Source organism: Synechococcus sp. MIT2312, assembly GCF_059772315.1.
Window position 1 is genome coordinate 1424079 of record NZ_CM186281.1, and the last position, 19153, is coordinate 1443231.

A 19153-nucleotide genomic window follows, 5' to 3' on the forward strand; every position below is an offset into this window, starting at 1 on the left:
GCACGCTCATTCGGTCAGCTGCCTAAGATTCGATTCCTCAGCAATTTCATGCGTGGCTGACCTGTCCGTCAGAGAACTCCCCCTATTTCCTCTGCCGGATGTCGTCCTGTTCCCCAGCGATGTCCTGCCGCTGCACATTTTTGAATCGCGTTATCGGATGATGCTGCAAAGCGTCCTTGAAACCGATCAACGTTTTGGCGTCGTTCGTTGGGATCCCCGCAGTCAAAGCATGGCCTCCATCGGCTGTTGTGCCGAAGTGATCCAGCATCAGACAGGCGAAGACGGTCGCAGCAACATCGTGACGCTTGGGCAACAGCGTTTCAGGGTGCTGAATGTGACCCGCGAGACCCCCTTCCGCACCGCGATGGTCAGCTGGATTGAGGATGAACCGGAAGGCGATCTCGATCAGCTCCATACCCTCAGTGAGTCCGTCACCAAAGCACTCAGAGATGTGGTCGAGCTGACAGGAAAGCTCACCGACTCGCCCACCGCACTGCCTGACGATCTGCCCGATCTTCCCAGGGAACTGTCGTTCTGGATCGGCGCTCACCTCGGTGGTCCGGTCGCCGATCAACAGCAGGAACTTCTGGAGCTCACAAGTACCCGGACACGGCTTGAACAGGAGTACGAAATGCTTGATGAAACCCGTCGCCAGCTGGCAGCACGCACCGTGCTGCGCGACACCCTTTCTTCCGCTGATTCCGGCAACGGTTGATGTCTCTCTTCACTGTCCTCACTCCGGCCGTCATCGGGCTTGCAGCCGCTGCGGGCGCCTACGCACTCTGGACTCGACGTAGTCGGACTTACCACTCCAGTGCAAGCGTCGCCTCTGCGTATGACGCCTGGACTGAAGATCGTCTGCTCGAGACCCTCTGGGGTGAGCACGTGCATCTCGGACATTACGGTGATCCTCCGCAGCGGAGGGATTTCCGCCGTGCCAAAGCCGATTTCGTGCACGAATTGGTGCATTGGAGTGGATTGGATCGTCTGCCTCCCGGCTCACGAGTGCTGGATGTGGGCTGCGGAATCGGCGGCAGCGCCAGGATTCTTGCCAGGGAGTACGGATTTGACGTCCTCGGGATCAGCATCAGTCCCGCACAGATCCAACGGGCCACAGATCTAACGCCGGACAATCTGTCCTGCCGCTTTGAAGTGATGGACGCACTGAACCTGAATCTTGCGGACGCTGCATTCGACGGCGTTTGGAGTGTGGAGGCAGGCCCGCACATGCCGGACAAGCAACGGTTCGCGGACGAACTGCTCAGGGTTCTGAAACCAGGTGGAGCTCTGGCTGTCGCCGATTGGAACCGGCGCGATCCTCGCGACGGCGCTCTGGATGCACGCGAGCGCTGGGTGATGCACCAGCTGCTGACTCAGTGGGCTCATCCCGAATTCGCCAGCATCCCAGGGTTCCAGAACAACCTGGAATGCAGCAGTCAGCGCAGGGGCCTGATTGACACAGACGACTGGACCAGGGCGACTCTTCCGTCTTGGAACGAATCGATCCTGGAAGGATTTCGCCGCCCCTCAGCGGTGCTCAGACTCGGCCCGCCCGCCTTGCTCCAGGGCCTGCGGGAAACGCCCACGATGATGTTGATGCGCTGGGCCTTCGCTCGGGGGATGATGCAGTTCGGTGTCTTCCGACTCGCCGCTGATTAGTTGAATTCGGAACTGGGATAAGCGCCGAAATCAGCCAGATGCTCACACAGAGGGCTCAGAGACGTCTGAAGTCTTGTCAGGACGGCATCCGCGCCAGAGGCTGGCAACTCCACATCCACAAAGAACACGTACTCACCTAATTCACGTTTCGACGGTCTCGACTCGATCCTGCTCATATTCAGGCCCAGGCCAGCAATCGCCTGCAGAGCTTCGATCAAGGCCCCAGGAGCATTGCGATGCAGAGAGAACGCCAGGCTGGCGAGCTGACCTCCGCGCAGACGCTCGCCGCGATGGAGCAGCAGGAAGCGCGTTCTGTTGCCCACAACATCATTCACCGGGAACGCCAGTTCCCCGAGACCCTGCAGTTCGCCGACGGACCGATCCGCAATCGCTGCTCTGAAACGGCTGCCCTTCACCATCCGTGCGGCTTCCGCAGTGGATGTGGTCGGCAATTGCAGCGCCTGCGGCAGATGGGTTGCCAGCCAGCCGCTGCATTGCGCCAGCGCCTGGGGGTGAGACAGAACCTCCGTCACGCTCTCAATCGAACCACTACTGAGCAGGGCGTGGCGGATCGGGAGAACCAAAGCGCGTCGAATGCACAGATCGGGGTGAGACCAGAGAGCATCAAGACTGGCCGTGACACCGCCCTCCACAGAGTTCTCAACGGGCACCACAGCCGCCTCACAGCGACCATCCGCCACGTGGTCGACCACTGAACGCAGCCCAGTGCATGCCACCAGCTCAGCATCATCGATCTGTTCCAGCCGGATCATCTCTTTGGCTGCTCGCTCGCCATAGGTGCCTTTTGGCCCTAGAAACGCCATCCGAATCGGCATGGATCCAAGCACTTGCATCGATAGGATCATGCCGCGTCAGCACAAGGGGCATGACCCTTGCCTTCCGCGCCAGTCAGCACCTCGATCTGCCGGTCGCCAACCAGACCACGCACCTGCGCAGCTACCTGCAACAGGAAGACCGAGTCATCAAAGCTCTTCTGGACGCGCGTCAGCTCGACAGGATCGGTCCAGGTCGTTACCGGTACACGGTCACCACACTTCAGGTGTTTCAACTGCAGGTCTGTCCTGTCGTGTCCCTGAAGATCGTGCCGGGTGATGGAACGATCTCCATCCAGGCGACCGACGCCACACTGGAAGGGCTTGGGCTTGTGGATGATTTCCAGCTGAGCCTGGAAGCACGACTGGAAGTGACGGATCACGGCTTGCAGGGCGAAGCCAAATTGGGGGTGAATGTCAGTCAGCCACCACTGCTGAAGCTGATTCCCAAAAGGGTGCTGGAAAGCACCGGCGAGTCGATCCTGAACGGCATCCTGATCACGATCAAAGGTCGGGTCGGGCGACAGCTGGTGCGTGATTTTCAGGACTGGGCGCTGCAGTCACCGGCTGAGGAGACAACAGGTTCAGAACGACGCTCAGACCCTGGCGAACACCTTGGTGAGGAAGGTATGACGATGCATCGGAGTCGCACCTGAAGCCAGCAGGGCCGCTCGGTGTTGAGCGGTGCCGTATCCGGCATGACGTTCCAGGGCATAGCCAGGGAAACGTCGAGCTAGGCGACGGATCAGGGCATCACGCGCTTCCTTGGCCAGCACGCTGGCGGCAGCGATCGAGGCTTCACTGCTGTCACCACGCACAATGGTGCGCTGCGGACCTGTCCAGGGGCGTAGGGGCAGTACCCCATCCACCAGAACCAACTCTGGAACCTGGGGGAGTTTTTCAAGCGCGCGGAGCATGGCGAGTTCCGTCGCCACCCTGATCCCCTTCGCATCCACATCACGCGCAGCTGCTTGGCCAAGGGCCCAGTTGGTGGCTCGAGATTCAATCTCGGGAACCAGCGCAGCTCTGCGCTTCTGGGACAGGGCTTTGCTGTCAGTCAGGCCGAGATCGCAGAGTTCATTCGCGGCAGAATCCGTGAGGCAGACCGCGGCAGCGAAGACAGGCCCGAACCAGCAGCCACGGCCAACCTCATCAACTCCAGCAATCACTCGGCGGTGGCGGAAGACCGACGACGACGTCGGCCAGGGCGGGCCTCTTCAGCGGGCTTTTCAGGCTCTGCAACTTCTGCTGCAACGGGTTCAAGAGGCTGTGAATGAGGAGCAGCAACCGTTTGCGACGCTGTCGGGGCGTCGTTGGCAGGAGTCACCTCCAATGGGGTGATCTCAACCAGCAGTGGTGCCTCTTCAGCAGTTCCCGTGGCCGACACAGGCGAAGCCGCAGGAGCGGTTGAGCCATTGCGTGCCCCACCTCGACCGCCACGGGAGCCGCGGCGACGGCGACGGCCTGAACTCGCCGCCAGCTGCTGGCGTGCGTCCTCCAGAACCGCGTCGGCATCTTCGCCCGGTCGCACCACGCGCACGAGCAGGTTGTCAGTTTCAGGCGGTGGATCCAGCAGAAGCACGGGATTGAGTCCCAACCAGCCAAAGACCCTTTCCTGGTCATCATCCATCGGGACAGCGACCAGTTCAGGATCCTGACGGCGGTTGGCGCCTGCGGGCTCCGTGGCATCCGATGTGGATTCACCGGCCACCGTCGCCTCAAGGGTCGGATCCACCACCTTGTTCTCCGTGGATCCATTGACCCGGCCGCGGCCACCACGTCGGCGGCGGCCGCCTCCTGAGTCAGCAGGAGCAGCGACTTCCGCACGCGCCGATGTCGCCGATCTCACCAGACCTGTAGCGGCAGCTTGAGGCTGAGGAAGATCCTTGCCAGGCAGGACTGCCTCGTAACCAGGGGAGACTCGACCGAACAACTCGTAAATGTTCTGGCCCTGACGCTTGCGCGTCATCTCAACCAAGCCAAGCTCGGTGAGTTGGGCGATCTGAGGGCGCGCCGTGTCATCGCGCATCGCCGTCATGAAATGCTCCAGCAGCTGCAGCTGATCACGACGGGAATCCATGTCGATGAAGTCGACGACGATCACGCCTCCGATGTTGCGGAGCTTCAACTGCCGTCCAATCTCGACAGCAGCTTCGCAATTGGTCCAGAGGACCGTCTCACGGGCATTGGCGGAACGGGTGAACGAGCCCGAATTCACATCGATCACAGTGAGGGCCTCGGTGGGCTCGATGATCACGTAACCGCCGGAGGGAAGATCGACCCGCGGTTTCAGAGCATCACGGATGGCCGCATTCACCTTGAAGTGCTCCAGCAGCTCGTCGGATTCGGTGTGTGCCTCCACTGAAACGTTTGCCCCTTCCTGGCCCAGGAAACTGGTCACCCGATCAACGGCAGCGGCGTCATCCAGCACCACGCGGGCCAGATCAGGGCCGGTGTGGTCTCGGAGAATCCGATGAATGAAATCCTCATCCCGGTTGAGCAGAACGGGCGGCGCAGCGGTTTCGGCTGCTTTCTGAATCGCTTCCCACTGACGCAGCAAGGATTCGAGATCATCGATGAGCAGGTCTTCACTCACTCCCTCCGCTTCCGTGCGGACGAGCAGACCCGCACCCGGCGGTTTCACCAGCACCCCGAGCGCTCGGAGACGATTGCGTTCCCCTTCGGCGCCGATGCGACGGGAGATATTCACACCCTGGCCACTGGGCTGCAACACCAGATAACGGCCTGGAAGAGCCAGATTGCCGGTGAGACGAGGGCCCTTTGTGCCGGTGGGCTCTTTCATCACCTGAACAAGCACCTTCTGGCGCGGTTCAAGCAGCTCAGTGATCCCTGCGGCACCTTTTTTAAGGCGCAGCGGGCCCAGGTCGCTCACATGGATGAAACCGTTTTTCTCACTCTCACCGATGTTCACAAAGGCGGCGTCAATCCCCGGGAGCACGTTCTCCACCGTTCCGAGGTACACGTCGCCGATCTGATAGCGGCCTTGCGCCACGATCAGCTCATCAACACGGTCATCGGACAGAACCGCCGCGATGCGCAGCTGCTCGGCGATGACGATTTGCTGGGGCATAAACAGGAACTGACGTCGCCCGTCAGGGCAGAGACCGATCATTGAGCCGCCTGGCTCATCGATCGGGGGTGAATTGGAATTGCTTTGAAAAGACCCTGGGGTCGAAATGGCACGGAGTGAATCACTCCTATGGCCGGTCCACATCAGCGCGAGGGCGCTGGCAGGAGCGGAGGCCTAGGCCTCTCGTTCCAAACAATGATTGGGACAAGAAGGCCGGGACGGATCCGTGGCTCAAGCCTCTGGATTGAAGTCCTGTCTTGAATTTAGCACTGCAGCAGAGTCAGCTCCACCCGTCGAACACGGGAGAGGGACAAGTCAAACCCCAGCTGTTGCGAGAGCCAGAACTGCAACTGAGCAGGTTTGAGACTGCGGCCCTGGGAATCAACGGCAGCAACCAGCTCCAGCTCCGCCCTGAAGCCGATTTCCTCAGAGCAGGGCTCAAGCGGCTCCATCAGGCGCAGATCCTGGAGCAGGTCACGCAGATCACGACGACGCGGACGCCCCTTCTTGTCGGTGTCCTCCCAGATCAGCTCGTTCTGCGCAAGCAGGGCCGCGATGGCCTGCGACCAGTCGACGGATTCACTCTGAGACAGCAGCTCAGAGCCGCTCAGAACAAAACGCCAGCGGCTGGTTCGCACCTGCTGAGCCAGGCTGGGAGATGACACGGCCACCTCCTCAGCCGTGATCAGGCGCAATCCAGGCGGCAACGTCTGCTGCCAACGATCCTTCACCATCAACGCGTCCACTGGCTCCACAAATTCCAGATCCATCCATTCGCCTCCCCCTTCCACTCCCAGCGGGAGCGCCAATGCGAGCTGTAGCCGAGGCAATGGATGAAATCCACCTGTGAAGCTCACGGGCAACTCGGTCCTGCGCAGTGCCCGTTCGAGAAGACGCACCAGATCCAGATGGCTGAGCAGCGCCATCGCTCCGGTTTTGCTGAAGCGAAAGCGAATGCGACAGACACGGTCACTCGGTGGCGCCTGCTGAGGCCTGGCGACTGGAATTGCCGGTGGAGCCACCACAACGTTATGGCCCAGATCAGGGCCGCAGACGCCACAGCTGCTGCACGTCTCAAAAGAGCAGTCGGGCACAACGCATGAGGCGAGCGCATTCTGCAGATCCTGGGCGAGCCAGCCCTTGTCGATGCCGCTGTCGATGTGATCCCAGGTCAGGGGTTGTCGGCAGAACTCCTCAAGATCATCACGATCCAGCGCCGATACTGCACTCCAGCCACCAAGCTCCATCTGCCGGTAACTCCCCTCAAGCCCAGCCTGGGCAATGGCACTGGTCCAGGCGTTGTGAGTGCGATCCAGGGCCTCGAACCAGGCATCCATTCCCGCGCCGGCACGCCAGGCCGCTTCAATCACAGGAGCCAGCCGCCGGTCTCCTCGACCCACAAAATCTTCCATCGCCGATAGGCGCACATCCGTGAAGTTGAAGCGCACACCTCGAAGCCGTCGACCTGCATCACGCAGCAGTTGCTGACGACGGAGAAACTCGGTTGTGGAAACGCTGTGCCACTGAAAGGGTGTGTGTGGCTTCGGTGTGAAGTTGCTGATGGTGGTGTTGAGGCTGAGGCGGCCCAGATCGCGGCAACACTCCTGAAGCATCCGACAGGTTTCGGCGATGCCGAGCACATCGGCATCGGTCTCCCCCGGAAGCCCGATCATGAAATAGAGCTTGACCTTGCGGTATCCGTTCTGCATCGCCGTACGGATGCCATGCAGGAGGTCATCATCGGTCAAGCCCTTGTTGACGATGTCGCGCAGACGTTGCGTGCCGGCTTCCGGAGCGAAGGTGAGTCCGGCCTTGCGTGCACCTCCGAGAATGTGGGCGATGTTCTGGTCGAAACGATCCACCCGTTGGCTGGGAAGCTGAAGGGTGACATTGCGATCCGCCAGCCGATTGCGAAGCTCTACTCCCACCGCCGGGAGCGCAAGGTAATCACTACAGCTGAGCGACAGCAGTGAGAAATCGCTGTAGCCCGTCTGCCGCATCCCCGTTTCAACGGCCTCGATCACGGCTTCGGGCTCCACATCTCTCGCAGGCCGCGTGAGCATTCCCGGCTGGCAGAAACGACAGCCACGCGTGCAGCCCCGTCGGATTTCCACCGTCAGTCGGTCATGGACTGTTTCCACGTGGGGAACCAGACCCATGGCGTAATGGGGCATCGGCGTGGCGACCCGTCTCAGCACCCGTTTGGGTAGTTCGGGCTTGAGCGGTTCAAGACTCACTCCATCCGCACCCGGGGCATAGAGAGACGGCACATAAACCCCTGGCACCATGGCCAGATCCAGCAACAGAGCCGAGCGCGTCAGCCCTGCCTGCTTGCCTTCGGCCAGCACCAGTCCGATCTCCGGCAACAGCTCCTCACCATCACCAAGAGCGATGAAATCGAAGAAGGCGGCATAAGGCTCTGGATTGCTGGTGGCCGTTGGCCCTCCAGCAAAGATCAGCGGCGGAGCCTGGGGGTCGCTGAGCGGCAAGTCACCGCGGTCTGCCGCTCGGATCGGAACCCTGCAGAGATCCAACATCTCCAGGATGTTGGTGGCGCCCAGCTCATAACTCAGGCTGAAGCCAAGGATGTCGAAGGCGGTGAGGGGCCAGCGGCTCTCTACACCGAACAGCGCCTGCTCACGCTGTTTGAGGCGTTCGGCGAGATCGGCGGCCGGCAGATAGGAGCGATCACACACCTGCCCAGGCAAGGCATTGAGGATCGAATAGAGAATGATGTGCCCCAGATTGCTGGAGCCCACCTCATAAAGCTCGGGATAGGTGAGAGCCCAGCGAACCCGGGCGGCATCCCAGTCCCTTGGCTCCACACCGAGCTCATGGCCCATGTAGCGAGCGGGCCTGTTGATGCCCGCATCCACCAGCTCGTCAAACGCCACGGGTGCGGTGGATGTATTCAACGCGACGGTCACGGTCTTCCGACCCGACTTCTTTCATCGTATGTAGCAGGATGCCCGCAGAAATCGGTCTTTCTGTGGTCCAGGTCAACGGCAATTACCTCAAACTCAAGGCGGGCTATCTCTTCCCTGAAATCGGACGTCGGGTGAAGGCCTTTGCTGCCGCCAACCCCGATGCAGCGCTGATTCGCCTGGGCATTGGCGATGTCACCGAACCGCTCCCCCAGGCCTGTCGCGAAGCGATGAAATCAGCCATCGACGAGATGGGCACCGCTGAAGGTTTTCACGGCTACGGCCCTGAACAGGGTTACGGCTGGCTGCGGGAGGCCATCGCCAAGCACGACTTCCAGGCACGCGGATGTGACATCAGCGCCGATGAGATCTTCGTGTCCGATGGCTCCAAGTGCGACAGCAGCAACATCCTGGACATCCTTGGAGCCGGGAACAAGATCGCCGTCACGGATCCTGTCTACCCCGTGTACGTGGACAGCAATGTGATGGCCGGTCGCACCGGCGATGCCGGCGACGAAGGTCGCTATGCCGGTCTGACCTATCTGCCCATCAGTGCGGACAACAGCTTCACTGCCGAGATTCCCAGCGAACCTGTGGATCTCATCTACCTGTGTTTTCCCAACAACCCCACAGGGGCTGTCGCAACGAAGGAGCAACTGAAAGCATGGGTGGACTACGCCCGCGCCAACGGCTCTCTGATCCTGTTCGATGCCGCCTATGAGGCCTTCATCCAGGACCCGAGTCTTCCCCACTCAATCTTCGAGATCGACGGAGCCCGTGACTGCGCCATTGAATTCCGCTCGTTCTCCAAGAACGCAGGCTTCACCGGCACCCGCTGTGCGCTCACCGTTGTACCCAAAGGACTCAAAGGCAAAACCTCCGCTGGTGAGGCGGTTGAACTCTGGGGCCTTTGGAACCGCAGACAAAGCACCAAATTCAACGGTGTGAGTTACATCATTCAGCGTGGGGCAGAGGCCGTTTACTCCGATGCCGGTCAGCGAGAGGTCAAAGGCCTGGTGGCTTTTTATATGGAGAATGCCGCGATCATCCGTCGCGAACTCAAGTCCGCTGGCCTCACCGTTTATGGCGGGGAGCACGCTCCCTACGTCTGGATCAAGACTCCCGATGGCATGGACTCCTGGGGCTTCTTTGACCATCTGCTCAATCAGGCGAATGTGGTCGGCACCCCGGGGAGTGGCTTCGGCGCAGCCGGAGAGGGTTACTTCCGCCTCTCGGCCTTCAACAGCCGAGACAATGTCGACAGCGCCATGGCGCGAATCAAGGCCCTTTGACTCGCCAGCTGTGCTTCCAGTCCCTTTAGATTCTTCGTCTCTGAGAACCATGGTCATGGCGGTGGATACCCCCAGCCGCAGTCCAGGTGGAGCAGCCGTCCTGGACAAGGCTCCGGAAAAGGTGCGCAAGCGCTCTCCCCGGTACAAAGTGCTGCTTCACAACGACCCTGTGAACTCCATGGAGTACGTGGTCACCACCTTGAGACAGGTGGTGCCCCAACTCAGTGAGCAGGACTGCATGGCCGTGATGCTTGAAGCACACAACACAGGTGTGGGTCTTGTGATCGTCTGCGACCTGGAGCCAGCCGAGTTCTATTGCGAGACGCTCAAGGGCAAAGGGCTCACCAGCTCAATCGAGCCGGAGGAGTAATCGTTAAACCCATTGCCGAAGCCTGGGGTGGTCTGCTCAGCCGCCAACCCCGCTGGGTCACGGCGATCATCCTGATTCCCGCGCTGTATGGAGTGGGATGGTTGATGGCACAACCCATCGCCTACCTGATCCCGGGGTCCTCACCTCCACGGCTGTCGCTGATCGGAACCGTCATCACCTTCGTGCTGTTCATCCTGGTGTTGCCCAGCTGGGTGCGCCAACGCTGGAACAGCCGTCAGCCCTGGCTAACCCTCGGAGTTCGCAGCCGCCGAGGTGAGTCATCAGCAGGATCCTGCTTGATCCGAGGCCTGCTTCGCTCCGCTGGCCTGCTGGCCCTGATCTGCCTGCCCTTGCTGCTGGGATCCTGGGGGCGCTGGCTCGGGGAACTCAGCACGGGTGATGTCATCAACGCCTTGTTGCTTTGCCTCGGACTGGGATTAGCCGAGGAACTGCTCTTCAGGGGCTGGCTGTGGGGAGAGCTCAACGCACTGACAGGCCCTCGCACAGCCGTCATCGGTCAGGCCGCGATCTTCAGCCTCGCGCACACCCGATTTGATCAGGGTTTTCTGCCGATGGTCGGTCTGCTGACGGGTTTATTGCTGCTTGGTCTGATTCTTGCTGTGCAACGGCGCCTGGACAGCGGTTGTCTGTGGGGTTGCGTCGGATTGCATGGCGGTCTGGTCGGCGGCTGGTTCGCACTGCGTTCAGGATTGCTGCAGGTTTCCCCGAGTGCTCCCACATGGCTGATCGGGCCAGGTGGCGCGCATGCCAACCCCTTGGGCGGGCTGGTTGGAATCATTGCCCTGAGCGTTCTGCTCTGGCGTCAGCTCACGGCTTTAGCCAAGGCAGCTCGACCCTGAAGCGGTGCTCGGAGTGCTTCCTGCAGAGGAGCCACGCCGTAATCCCTCTCGAGCAGTGACATCACGGTTCGGCCGAAATCGGAAGGGTCAAGATCAAAAGCCTCCAAACAGATCCTGCCAAATGTGCTTCCCATCGGCTCCGGATTCCAGAGCAGCTTCCGCGCCGTCCAGGGCATCATGCTCATGGGGTTGTAACCCGGTTTGATCAGACCCTGGTCGAATCCGTACTGCTCAAGGTGAGTGTGGGGTTGCAGCCCGATGAAGAAAATCGCGGGCTCAACAAGATCGGCGCCAAAGATGCGCTCCAGCTCGCGGTGATAAGCAACGGTCTGACGAATCGTCTCCGGACGCTCGTCGATCACGTTGAACGAATAGTTCACCGAGACATGGTCGCGGAAGCCGGCGTCAGCCAGCATCCTGCAGCTTTCCAGCACAGTGCGCAGGTTGTAGCCCATGCGCATTTTGCGCACCAGCTCCTGCGACCCCGATGTGATGCCGATCTCGAAATAGCTCATCCCGGTCTCCACCATCAGCTGAGCCAGTTCTGGATCGAGATTGTCGGCCCTGATGTAGGCCGCCCATCGGATATCAGTCAGCCCCTCAGACTTGATGGCCCGCAACAGCTCCTTGGCGTCCTCGATGTAGCGCTTGGCTGGAATGAATTGAGCGTCCGTGAACCAAAAGCCTCGAACGCCTCTGTCGTAGAGCTGACGCATCTCCGAGACCACTGACTCAACAGGGTTCAGACGCACCTGCTTGCCCTCCACAGCCGTGTAGACGCAATAACAGCAGTTATGGGGACAGCCGCGTTTGGTCTGCACTCCGACGTAAAAATCACCGCCCTCGAGGTACCAGTCGAGTTGGGGCCAGATCGAGGCGATGTAGTCGTAATCACATGCCGTTTTCGGTCGACTCTCGGGTTGCTCATGGATCAGCCCAGGCCGAGGGGGCTCACCAACCAGGAAGCACCGCTCGCCATCCAGTGATTGACCGAGAAGCAGTTTCTCCAGCAGAGGTTCGCCCTCGCCCACGGAGATAATCGTTCCCTTGGGCAGAGAGCGTCCGAGCTGCTCGTAGAACACACTGACAGCGCCTCCGCCTAGCACGGCCCTGGCTTCAGGACGATGACGCCTTGCTCGACGAAGCCCTCTGCGCACCAGAGCCTGGTTACGGGAGAGCTCTCCGTAATGACTGGTCATCAGGCGGAGTCCACCCAATGCACCGTGCAAACGCTTCAGGGGATTGCGGGCATAGAAGACTTCAAATGAGTTCTGCAGTGGGTTGCCACCCCGACCATCAACAGGGGCATAGATCTGAATGTCCCGCCAGGAAAACACCAAAAGAGTGGGGCGGAATTGGTCAATCGTGATGCGCAGAACCCGATGCACATCCAGAACCGGCAACGCCGCCAGGTCAAGAATCCGCTGCGGGATTCCTGGGAAACACTTGTGCAGGTGATCAGCCAGATAAATCGGACCAATCGGAAAAATGGGATTGCAAGGCAGCCTGACCAGCAGCACCCTTTCGCCGGAACGCTTGGGCTGAGTCAGGAGCTCAGGCGGTTGCAGAAGGCCTTGCATGGCTTGGACGCTAACAACCACGTCCCTGAGAACGCCTGAGCGAGGTCTCAATGGTTCTTCACGTCGGCTTCATAAAGCAAGCGACATCTTGCGCAATGTTGCTTTACAATCAGCGTTGGCAGGGCTTCCTGCCCTTCCGTAACCGTCTCCTCGGAGACATTCTTTCCCGTTCTCATGACCACCACCATTCAGCAGCGCTCCGGCGCTAATGGCTGGCAGCAGTTCTGCGAGTGGGTCACCTCCACCAACAACCGCCTCTATGTGGGCTGGTTCGGTGTGCTGATGATCCCCACCCTGCTGGCTGCCACCACCTGCTTCATCGTTGCGTTCATCGCAGCACCCCCCGTCGACATCGACGGCATCCGTGAGCCCGTTGCTGGCTCCCTGATCTACGGCAACAACATCATCTCCGGTGCTGTTGTGCCCTCCTCGAATGCCATCGGCCTTCACTTTTATCCCATCTGGGAAGCTGCTTCTCTCGATGAGTGGCTGTACAACGGCGGCCCTTACCAGCTGGTTGTCTTCCACTTCCTGATCGGCATCTTCTGCTACATGGGTCGCGAGTGGGAACTCTCCTACCGCCTCGGCATGCGCCCCTGGATCTGCGTTGCTTACAGCGCACCTGTGGCTGCTGCCTCCGCCGTGTTCCTGGTTTACCCCTTCGGTCAGGGTTCCTTCTCTGACGGCATGCCCCTGGGCATCTCCGGCACCTTCAACTTCATGTTGGTGTTCCAGGCCGAGCACAACATCCTGATGCACCCCTTCCACATGCTTGGTGTGGCTGGCGTCTTCGGTGGTTCACTGTTCTCCGCCATGCACGGTTCACTGGTGACCTCCTCCTTGGTTCGTGAAACAACCGAGAGCGAGTCCCAGAACTATGGCTACAAGTTCGGCCAAGAGGAAGAGACCTACAACATCGTGGCTGCCCACGGTTACTTCGGTCGCCTGATCTTCCAATACGCGTCGTTCAACAACAGCCGTAGCCTGCACTTCTTCCTGGCTGCCTGGCCCGTTGTCGGCATCTGGTTCACCGCCCTCGGCGTGTCAACCATGGCCTTCAACCTGAACGGTTTCAACTTCAACCAGTCCATCCTTGATGGTCAGGGCCGCGTCCTGAACACCTGGGCTGATGTGCTGAACCGCGCCAACCTCGGCATGGAAGTCATGCACGAGCGCAACGCTCACAACTTCCCCCTCGACCTGGCTGCTGCTGAGTCCACTCCTGTGGCTCTGCAAGCTCCCGCCATCGGCTGAGGCTGAAGTCTCCAAGAGATTCAGCTTTAGCTGAATCGGAAAGCCCCCTCTCACGAGGGGGCTTTTTGATGGCTGGCTGTCGGATCAGTGAGCTGTTGGATCAGTGATCGGCATTCAGTCATCCGAAATCAGTGATCCCTGTTCACCTAAAACGGGATACCAGTCAAGGCTTGAGATCCAGAACAGGAATAATTTCAAGCTCATTCCGCCATTCAGCGAGAGGCATATCCCACCTATCTTCAAACTTGAATCCAGGAACACATTCCACACATTTCTGACCGATCTGGATTCCTTTCATTGCGCTGTCAAGCAAAATATCATAAGGCCCATCATTAAGGAGCGCCTTATAAAGGAATGCAGGAATAAGCATAATCGAGATAGGACTGCGAAATTGGGACAATCCGAAACCAAGCACGCCCAATTCTCCGAGCAAAGATGTATCAAACCCCGTCAAGACATGAAGTATATCGTGAATTTCACGCATTCGATGACTCACATATTCAAGCGGAGTAGTAATCTCAGATGAATCATTGAGCTTATTGAGCGTGAGACCCGCACGCTTCATATGACTTCCATAAGCATAACCAAGAGAATCAGATGGGAGCGCCAATAACCCCTCCAAACTCATATCACGAGGCCTCCAACCTTCATCAATCAAGCCCTTCATTCTTGGCAACGATGACACATAAGCCAGTTCCTTCGGCAAACCCTTGCTTGTCTTCAGAAGCTCATAGAGAGTGAGAGCCGCCTCAACATCATTGACATTGTCGACATAACCAGCCAAAGACTCAAGAATCTTATGCGCATTGCCATCCAAAAGATCAGTCAGTTCCATGAGTTTATAGACTTTCCAAAACCATAACCATCGACAAATCGAAGAGGCTCGATCTCCATGCTGATTTAAGGAAAGAACAGCTTCCAACCCGAATGATACTTATCAACAAGCAAATACTTACGGGCTCAATCTCAATAGGCCAACCTAAGCGAGGGCCAATGAAAATCAATAATCAACAACAATTAAGCAGTAAATCGACACTCAGACATAAGCAATTTTTGACCAGTCCTTGATTGCCTTGCCTGATGTCCTTCATCGGGCCATCAAAGGAGACAGAAATCTCCAAACAGATCCGATTGGACAGCATTGGGATGCTCACGCATTGCGCCAGGCTTTGGGTTGGCTCAATAGCAACTGATCACTTTGCCAAAATCTCACCAGTGACCCAGTAACGAACCCGTGATGGATGCGAGGCGATGTAGTCATCCACTGCAGCCTCAGCCGTCTGGTCATTGGCCTGCAAAAGCAAATCCGACATCTCCTGATCGGGCAGATGGAAGCGCGTCAGGAAGCCGGCCACATCCTGCATGTCCAAATCCAGCTGAGGACGACCGAGCGCGTGAATCCACTCAATCCCTCCAAACACCCGTTGTGGATCCTGTAGGAAACGCAACCCGTAACGGGCGAACATCCAGTGCGGTGTCCAGCTGGTGACCACCACCCACCGTTGCTGGCGGATGGCCTGATCAAGCACCGCCGTCATTGCAGCACTGCTTGACGCCACAAGCTCCAGATCGTTGAGGCGATAGCTCTTGAGTGCTTCCACCGAGGCCTGATTCAGACCCGATCCAGGATCAATCCCCTGCACGCGGTTGTCGAACCGTGAAGCCAGGGCAGGATCACGTAAATCAGAAATGGCAGAGAGCTCCGCGGAGGGTACGTAATCCGGTACCACCCAGCCAAGACGGCCTGAATACATCGAACCGAAGTCGACCACCCGATCGCGCACCCGCCGGTAATAGTCACGGTGCGTCAACGGCAACCATGCCATCAGCATCAGATCCAGATCACCGCGAGCGATGGAGGCGTACTGGATACCGATGTCGGCCAGAACACGCTCAACGTTCACGTCGTAAGCCTGTTGGATCACCCTCTGAGCAATGAGGCTCACCACCTCAGCGTCAGCCCAGGGTGACCAACCCAGGCGCAGTGTGGGTCTTGCGGATGCGGAACTGGGAAGCGAACTGCGTGAGCCCTCCACACCTCCCTGGCCGGCGGGGGCTGAAGAGCTCACCGAGGAGGATGGTGCACTGAGCCTGAAAAGGCTGGCTGCGGAGATCCCCGCGACCCCCAGGCCTCCGAGCAGGACAGCTCGTCGCCGGATCCGTCGACCGCTCATGACGATCTCCAAAGAGCCATCCATGCGCGCAGGCGTTGTTGAAGTGATGATCCGCGTCGCCCTGCGAAGCTCTGACTGAGACGGTCGAGGATCACCGCCAAAATCACCACGGCGATCCCCCCTTCAAACCCCATTCCCACATCAAGCTGCTGAATCCCACGCAACACCACATCACCGAGACCGCCACCACCGATCATCGAAGCGATCACGACCATCGAAAGTGACAGCATGATCGTCTGATTGACCCCGGTCATCACGGTGGGAATGGCACTGGGCATCTGCACCTTCCAGAGCAACTGGCGATCGCTGCAGCCGAAGGAGCGACCGGCTTCGATGAGGTCATCCGGAACCTGAACGATTCCCAGATGCGTGAGCCGGACCACCGGCGGCATGGCGAAGATCAGAGTGGCCAGAGTCGAAGGGACTGCACCGGTGCTGAACAACATCACTGCTGGGATCAGATAAACAAACGCAGGCATCGTCTGCATCAGATCCAAACAGGGACGCACCAGCCGCCAGACCAGTCGTGAACGTGCCGAGAGAATGCCCAGCGGAAGGCCGATCAACAGGGCCAGGCCGGAGGCTGTGAGCACCAGTGAAAGGGTGGCGATCATCTCGCTCCAAAGCGCCATGGAGAGCACCAGATTGAAGCCGAGCAGAACAAATAGGGCGAACCCACCATTGACTCTCCAGAACCCCAGCGCCGCGGTGATCAGAGCGAACAGCCAGGCCGGTGGCCACTCCAACAGCATCTCAGTGACAGAGACCAGGGCCAGCACCGACACCTTGATCAGATCAAACAATCCCTGGGCGTTGGCCAACAACCACTCGACAAACAGATCGATGGCCTGCCCAAGCCAACCGGCTTGATGTGCAGCAGCAAGGATCAGCGTCAACCGCCTGCCTCCATTGCGAGCAGCAACTGACGTGGGCTGATCACGCCGAGCAGCCGTTGCTCATCATCCAGCACGGGTACAGGCTCAGAACTGGTTGCCACCAAATCAATAGCTGCCTTCACCGATGTGCCGGTCGACAACGTCTTGATGGCAGCCACATCGACCCAGCCGAGACCCGGTCGGGTCAGACCGCGGAAATGCTGCAGCCGATCCGTCACATACGTTGTGACGTCCCCGCCATCCGTCAGCGGTTCCCCCACATCGCAAACATTCAGATGGGAAGGAGGCTGAACAATCGCCTCCACTGTCAGAACGGACGCCACATCGACGTCGCGGAAAAAGCGTTTGACCTCGTTATTGACTGGATGCTGCAGCAACCGCTGAGCGGTGTCGCACTGCAGTAGCCGCCCGGCCTGCATCAAAGCAATCCGGTCACCGATCCTGATCGCCTCATCAAGATCATGGGAAATGAACACCACCGTGCGACGGTGCTCCGCCTGCAGGTCCAGCAACAGATCCTGCATGTCCTTACGGATCAAGGGGTCCAAGGCAGAGAAGGCCTCATCCATCAGCAAAATCGGCGGGTCAAGGGCCAGGGCCCTGGCTAAACCGACCCTTTGCTGCATACCACCGGACAGCTCACGTGGTTTTTTGCGGGCCTCTGCGGCCAGTCCCACTCGCTCAAGAGCCTGCATGGCACGGTCAGTCCTCGCCTTGCGAGCCATGCCCGCAACCTCAAGACCAAAAGCAGCATTTTCAAGCACGCTGCGATGGGGGAAGAGAGCGAACGACTGAAAAACCATGGCCATCTGATGACGACGCAGCTCCGCGAGCTGCAGGGCCGTCATCGAGTTCAGCGAACGGCCCTTGACAGTCACCTCCCCCTTGCAGGGAGAGATCAGACCATTCAGCATTCTCAGCAAGGTGGATTTACCTGAGCCGGAAAGACCCATCACCACAAAGATCTCGCCGGCTCGAACCTCCATCGAGACATCCTGGACAGCAGCCCTCACGCCACGACTGGCATGAAGATCCTCAGGATCCGCACCTGAGCTCAGCTGCTCAATCAACTCTTCAGAGGATCTGCCGAACAGCTTCCAGACCGACTCGATGGAGATCTCTGACTGCACTTCAGAGCCTCCGCCCAAGCCTGAGCTGCTTATAGCAGTGGCCTGACCTGCTGATCAGCGGTCAGTCACCATCCGTTTTCCAGGAGCCTTCGTCTGAGTAGCTGACAGCTTCAAACGACGTGATTAGGTTGCGAATTGAGCCCGTTTCGCAACGTCGATACAGCTCAGAGGGTCGGTAACGAGCTGTCAGACAGCGCCGCTGCTGTCCTTCGCACCGCCCCGCGCAGTAGAGGAGCCGACCGGCATGACCACACTCAGAAGCCACCCTTCAGCGGAATCCGGTGATGCACAACGCTTCGGGCAGCGACCCGAACGCGTCCGGGAAACGGATCATTATCAGCAGGAATACATTGAACAATTCGCAGACCGCTGGGATCGCCTGATTGATTGGGATGCCAGGGAAGAAGCTGAAGGCAACTTCTTTGTGCGCTTACTGCACGAGCACGGCGCCCGCTCGGTCCTGGATGTGGCGACAGGCACCGGCTTCCATTCCGTCCGTCTTCTACGCGAGGGCTTCGATGTGGTGAGCGTGGATGGCAGCCCCAACATGCTTGCCCGTGCCTTCAAAAACGCACGGGAACGCGATCTGCTGATGCGCACGGTTCATGCGGACTGGCGCTTCCTGAACCGCGATATTCACGGCGAGTACGACGCCGTGATCTGCCTGGGCAACTCATTCACCCACCTGTTCCGCGAACGAGACCGTCGCAAGGCCTTGGCCGAGTACTACGCGGTGCTCAAGCACAACGGCATCCTGATTCTTGATCACCGCAACTATGACCGCCTGCTGGAGGGAACCTCCACAAGCGGCAAGAGCAATGTCTACTGCGGAAAAGACGTCGAAGTGGGACCGGAACACGTCGACGATGGACTGGCACGTTTCCGTTATGCCTTCAGTGATGGCAGCACCTATCACCTGAATATGTTCCCGCTGCGGCACGGCTATGTGCGGCGTCTGATGCGAGAGGTGGGCTTCCAGAGAATCACCAGCTATGGCGACTATCAACGCGGTCACGATGATCCCGACTTCTACGTGCATGTCGCTGAAAAGGAATATCTGTTCGACACCGACATCACAGCGATCTGAGCG

The 19153-nt window shown here is 59.1% G+C and carries 17 protein-coding genes; 8 read left to right on the plus strand and 9 right to left on the minus strand.

What is annotated here, in order from left to right; all coding sequences use genetic code 11:
* The first annotated feature begins 52 nt into the window (after nucleotides 1–52).
* Together AC6EI9_RS08345 and AC6EI9_RS08350 are read left to right on the plus strand one after the other, a co-directional pair.
* Nucleotides 53–715 carry an LON peptidase substrate-binding domain-containing protein gene (locus AC6EI9_RS08345; protein ID WP_498467334.1) on the plus strand — a complete coding sequence of 221 codons (663 nt, stop codon included), beginning with the start codon at nucleotides 53–55 and terminating at the stop codon, nucleotides 713–715.
* Nucleotides 715–1659 (plus strand): methyltransferase domain-containing protein, encoded by a 945-nt coding sequence (locus AC6EI9_RS08350; RefSeq protein WP_498467335.1) that lies wholly within the window; start codon nucleotides 715–717, stop codon nucleotides 1657–1659. Before AC6EI9_RS08345 ends, AC6EI9_RS08350 begins: the two co-directional genes overlap by 1 nt.
* Here the strand turns inward: AC6EI9_RS08350 and pheA are convergent.
* A complete protein-coding gene (pheA, locus tag AC6EI9_RS08355) occupies nucleotides 1656–2495 on the minus strand; it encodes a prephenate dehydratase (RefSeq protein ID WP_498469981.1) in 840 nt (279 codons plus the stop codon). The genes AC6EI9_RS08350 and pheA overlap by 4 nt on opposite strands.
* A gap of 50 nt (nucleotides 2496–2545) precedes the next feature.
* On the opposite strand from pheA, the gene AC6EI9_RS08360 reads away from it, so the two are divergent.
* Nucleotides 2546–3148 (plus strand): DUF1997 domain-containing protein, encoded by a 603-nt coding sequence (locus tag AC6EI9_RS08360; RefSeq protein ID WP_498467336.1) that lies wholly within the window; start codon nucleotides 2546–2548, stop codon nucleotides 3146–3148.
* Here AC6EI9_RS08360 and AC6EI9_RS08365 read toward each other — a convergent pair.
* From AC6EI9_RS08365 to AC6EI9_RS08375, 3 genes are all read right to left on the minus strand, one after another.
* Nucleotides 3089–3661, minus strand: coding sequence for a ribonuclease HII (locus tag AC6EI9_RS08365; protein WP_498467337.1), 573 nt, complete (start codon nucleotides 3659–3661; stop codon nucleotides 3089–3091). The genes AC6EI9_RS08360 and AC6EI9_RS08365 overlap by 60 nt on opposite strands.
* Nucleotides 3658–5583: an Rne/Rng family ribonuclease gene (locus AC6EI9_RS08370; protein WP_498467338.1), complete on the minus strand. Its 1926-nt coding sequence runs from the start codon at nucleotides 5581–5583 to the stop codon at nucleotides 3658–3660. Before AC6EI9_RS08370 ends, AC6EI9_RS08365 begins: the two co-directional genes overlap by 4 nt.
* 263 nt (nucleotides 5584–5846) lie before the next feature.
* Nucleotides 5847–8426, minus strand: a complete 2580-nt coding sequence (locus tag AC6EI9_RS08375; RefSeq protein WP_498469982.1) for a TIGR03960 family B12-binding radical SAM protein — start codon at nucleotides 8424–8426, stop codon at nucleotides 5847–5849.
* A gap of 146 nt (nucleotides 8427–8572) precedes the next feature.
* Here AC6EI9_RS08375 and AC6EI9_RS08380 point away from each other — a divergent pair, with 146 nt between their 5' ends.
* From AC6EI9_RS08380 to AC6EI9_RS08390, 3 genes are all read left to right on the plus strand, one after another.
* Complete coding sequence (locus AC6EI9_RS08380; RefSeq protein WP_498469984.1) at nucleotides 8573–9799, plus strand: LL-diaminopimelate aminotransferase; 1227 nt, start codon at nucleotides 8573–8575, stop codon at nucleotides 9797–9799.
* Nucleotides 9800–9848: 49 nt separating this feature from the next.
* Nucleotides 9849–10169 (plus strand): ATP-dependent Clp protease adapter ClpS, encoded by a 321-nt coding sequence (clpS, locus tag AC6EI9_RS08385; protein ID WP_498467339.1) that lies wholly within the window; start codon nucleotides 9849–9851, stop codon nucleotides 10167–10169.
* A gap of 104 nt (nucleotides 10170–10273) precedes the next feature.
* Nucleotides 10274–11029 (plus strand): DUF8676 domain-containing protein, encoded by a 756-nt coding sequence (locus AC6EI9_RS08390; protein ID WP_498469985.1) that lies wholly within the window; start codon nucleotides 10274–10276, stop codon nucleotides 11027–11029.
* Here the strand turns inward: AC6EI9_RS08390 and AC6EI9_RS08395 are convergent.
* On the minus strand, nucleotides 10993–12609 hold the full coding sequence (locus tag AC6EI9_RS08395; RefSeq protein ID WP_498467340.1) for a photosystem II high light acclimation radical SAM protein: 1617 nt from the start codon (nucleotides 12607–12609) through the stop codon (nucleotides 10993–10995). The two genes, AC6EI9_RS08390 and AC6EI9_RS08395, sit on opposite strands and share 37 nt — an antisense overlap.
* Nucleotides 12610–12783: 174 nt before the next feature.
* Here AC6EI9_RS08395 and psbA point away from each other — a divergent pair, with 174 nt between their 5' ends.
* Nucleotides 12784–13863 carry a photosystem II q(b) protein gene (gene psbA, locus AC6EI9_RS08400; protein ID WP_186490358.1) on the plus strand — a complete coding sequence of 360 codons (1080 nt, stop codon included), beginning with the start codon at nucleotides 12784–12786 and terminating at the stop codon, nucleotides 13861–13863.
* A gap of 163 nt (nucleotides 13864–14026) precedes the next feature.
* Here psbA and AC6EI9_RS08405 read toward each other — a convergent pair whose 3' ends face one another.
* The 4 genes from AC6EI9_RS08405 to AC6EI9_RS08420 all read right to left on the minus strand — a co-directional run bounded on the left by AC6EI9_RS08405 (nucleotide 14027) and on the right by AC6EI9_RS08420 (nucleotide 18081).
* Entirely contained in the window at nucleotides 14027–14785 is a 759-nt protein-coding gene (locus AC6EI9_RS08405) for a Coq4 family protein (RefSeq protein ID WP_498467341.1), read from the minus strand.
* A 271-nt stretch (nucleotides 14786–15056) separates the two neighbouring features.
* Nucleotides 15057–16061 (minus strand): glycine betaine ABC transporter substrate-binding protein, encoded by a 1005-nt coding sequence (locus tag AC6EI9_RS08410; protein WP_498467342.1) that lies wholly within the window; start codon nucleotides 16059–16061, stop codon nucleotides 15057–15059.
* On the minus strand, nucleotides 16034–16933 hold the full coding sequence (locus AC6EI9_RS08415; RefSeq protein ID WP_498467344.1) for an ABC transporter permease: 900 nt from the start codon (nucleotides 16931–16933) through the stop codon (nucleotides 16034–16036). Before AC6EI9_RS08415 ends, AC6EI9_RS08410 begins: the two co-directional genes overlap by 28 nt.
* Complete coding sequence (locus AC6EI9_RS08420; RefSeq protein ID WP_498467345.1) at nucleotides 16930–18081, minus strand: quaternary amine ABC transporter ATP-binding protein; 1152 nt, start codon at nucleotides 18079–18081, stop codon at nucleotides 16930–16932. The genes AC6EI9_RS08415 and AC6EI9_RS08420 overlap by 4 nt, the downstream gene beginning before the upstream one ends.
* A 226-nt stretch (nucleotides 18082–18307) precedes the next feature.
* Between AC6EI9_RS08420 and bsmA the strand changes: the two genes are divergently transcribed.
* Complete coding sequence (bsmA, locus tag AC6EI9_RS08425; protein ID WP_067098624.1) at nucleotides 18308–19150, plus strand: glycine/sarcosine N-methyltransferase; 843 nt, start codon at nucleotides 18308–18310, stop codon at nucleotides 19148–19150.
* Nucleotides 19151–19153: the final 3 nt, after the last annotated feature.

Bases quoted from the DNA above. Each gene is read 5' to 3' on its own strand.
- AC6EI9_RS08350 (WP_498467335.1), top strand. From the start codon at position 715: ATGTCTCTCTTCACTGTCCTCACTCCGGCCGTCATCGGGCTTGCAGCC.
- pheA (WP_498469981.1), bottom strand. From the start codon at position 2,495: ATGCCGATTCGGATGGCGTTTCTAGGGCCAAAAGGCACCTATGGCGAG.
- AC6EI9_RS08360 (WP_498467336.1), top strand. From the start codon at position 2,546: ATGACCCTTGCCTTCCGCGCCAGTCAGCACCTCGATCTGCCGGTCGCC.
- AC6EI9_RS08370 (WP_498467338.1), bottom strand. From the start codon at position 5,583: ATGCCCCAGCAAATCGTCATCGCCGAGCAGCTGCGCATCGCGGCGGTT.
- AC6EI9_RS08375 (WP_498469982.1), bottom strand. From the start codon at position 8,426: ATGGGCCATGAGCTCGGTGTGGAGCCAAGGGACTGGGATGCCGCCCGG.
- clpS (WP_498467339.1), top strand. From the start codon at position 9,849: ATGGTCATGGCGGTGGATACCCCCAGCCGCAGTCCAGGTGGAGCAGCC.
- AC6EI9_RS08390 (WP_498469985.1), top strand. From the start codon at position 10,274: ATGGCACAACCCATCGCCTACCTGATCCCGGGGTCCTCACCTCCACGG.
- AC6EI9_RS08395 (WP_498467340.1), bottom strand. From the start codon at position 12,609: ATGCAAGGCCTTCTGCAACCGCCTGAGCTCCTGACTCAGCCCAAGCGT.
- psbA (WP_186490358.1), top strand. From the start codon at position 12,784: ATGACCACCACCATTCAGCAGCGCTCCGGCGCTAATGGCTGGCAGCAG.
- AC6EI9_RS08410 (WP_498467342.1), bottom strand. From the start codon at position 16,061: ATGGATGGCTCTTTGGAGATCGTCATGAGCGGTCGACGGATCCGGCGA.
- bsmA (WP_067098624.1), top strand. From the start codon at position 18,308: ATGACCACACTCAGAAGCCACCCTTCAGCGGAATCCGGTGATGCACAA.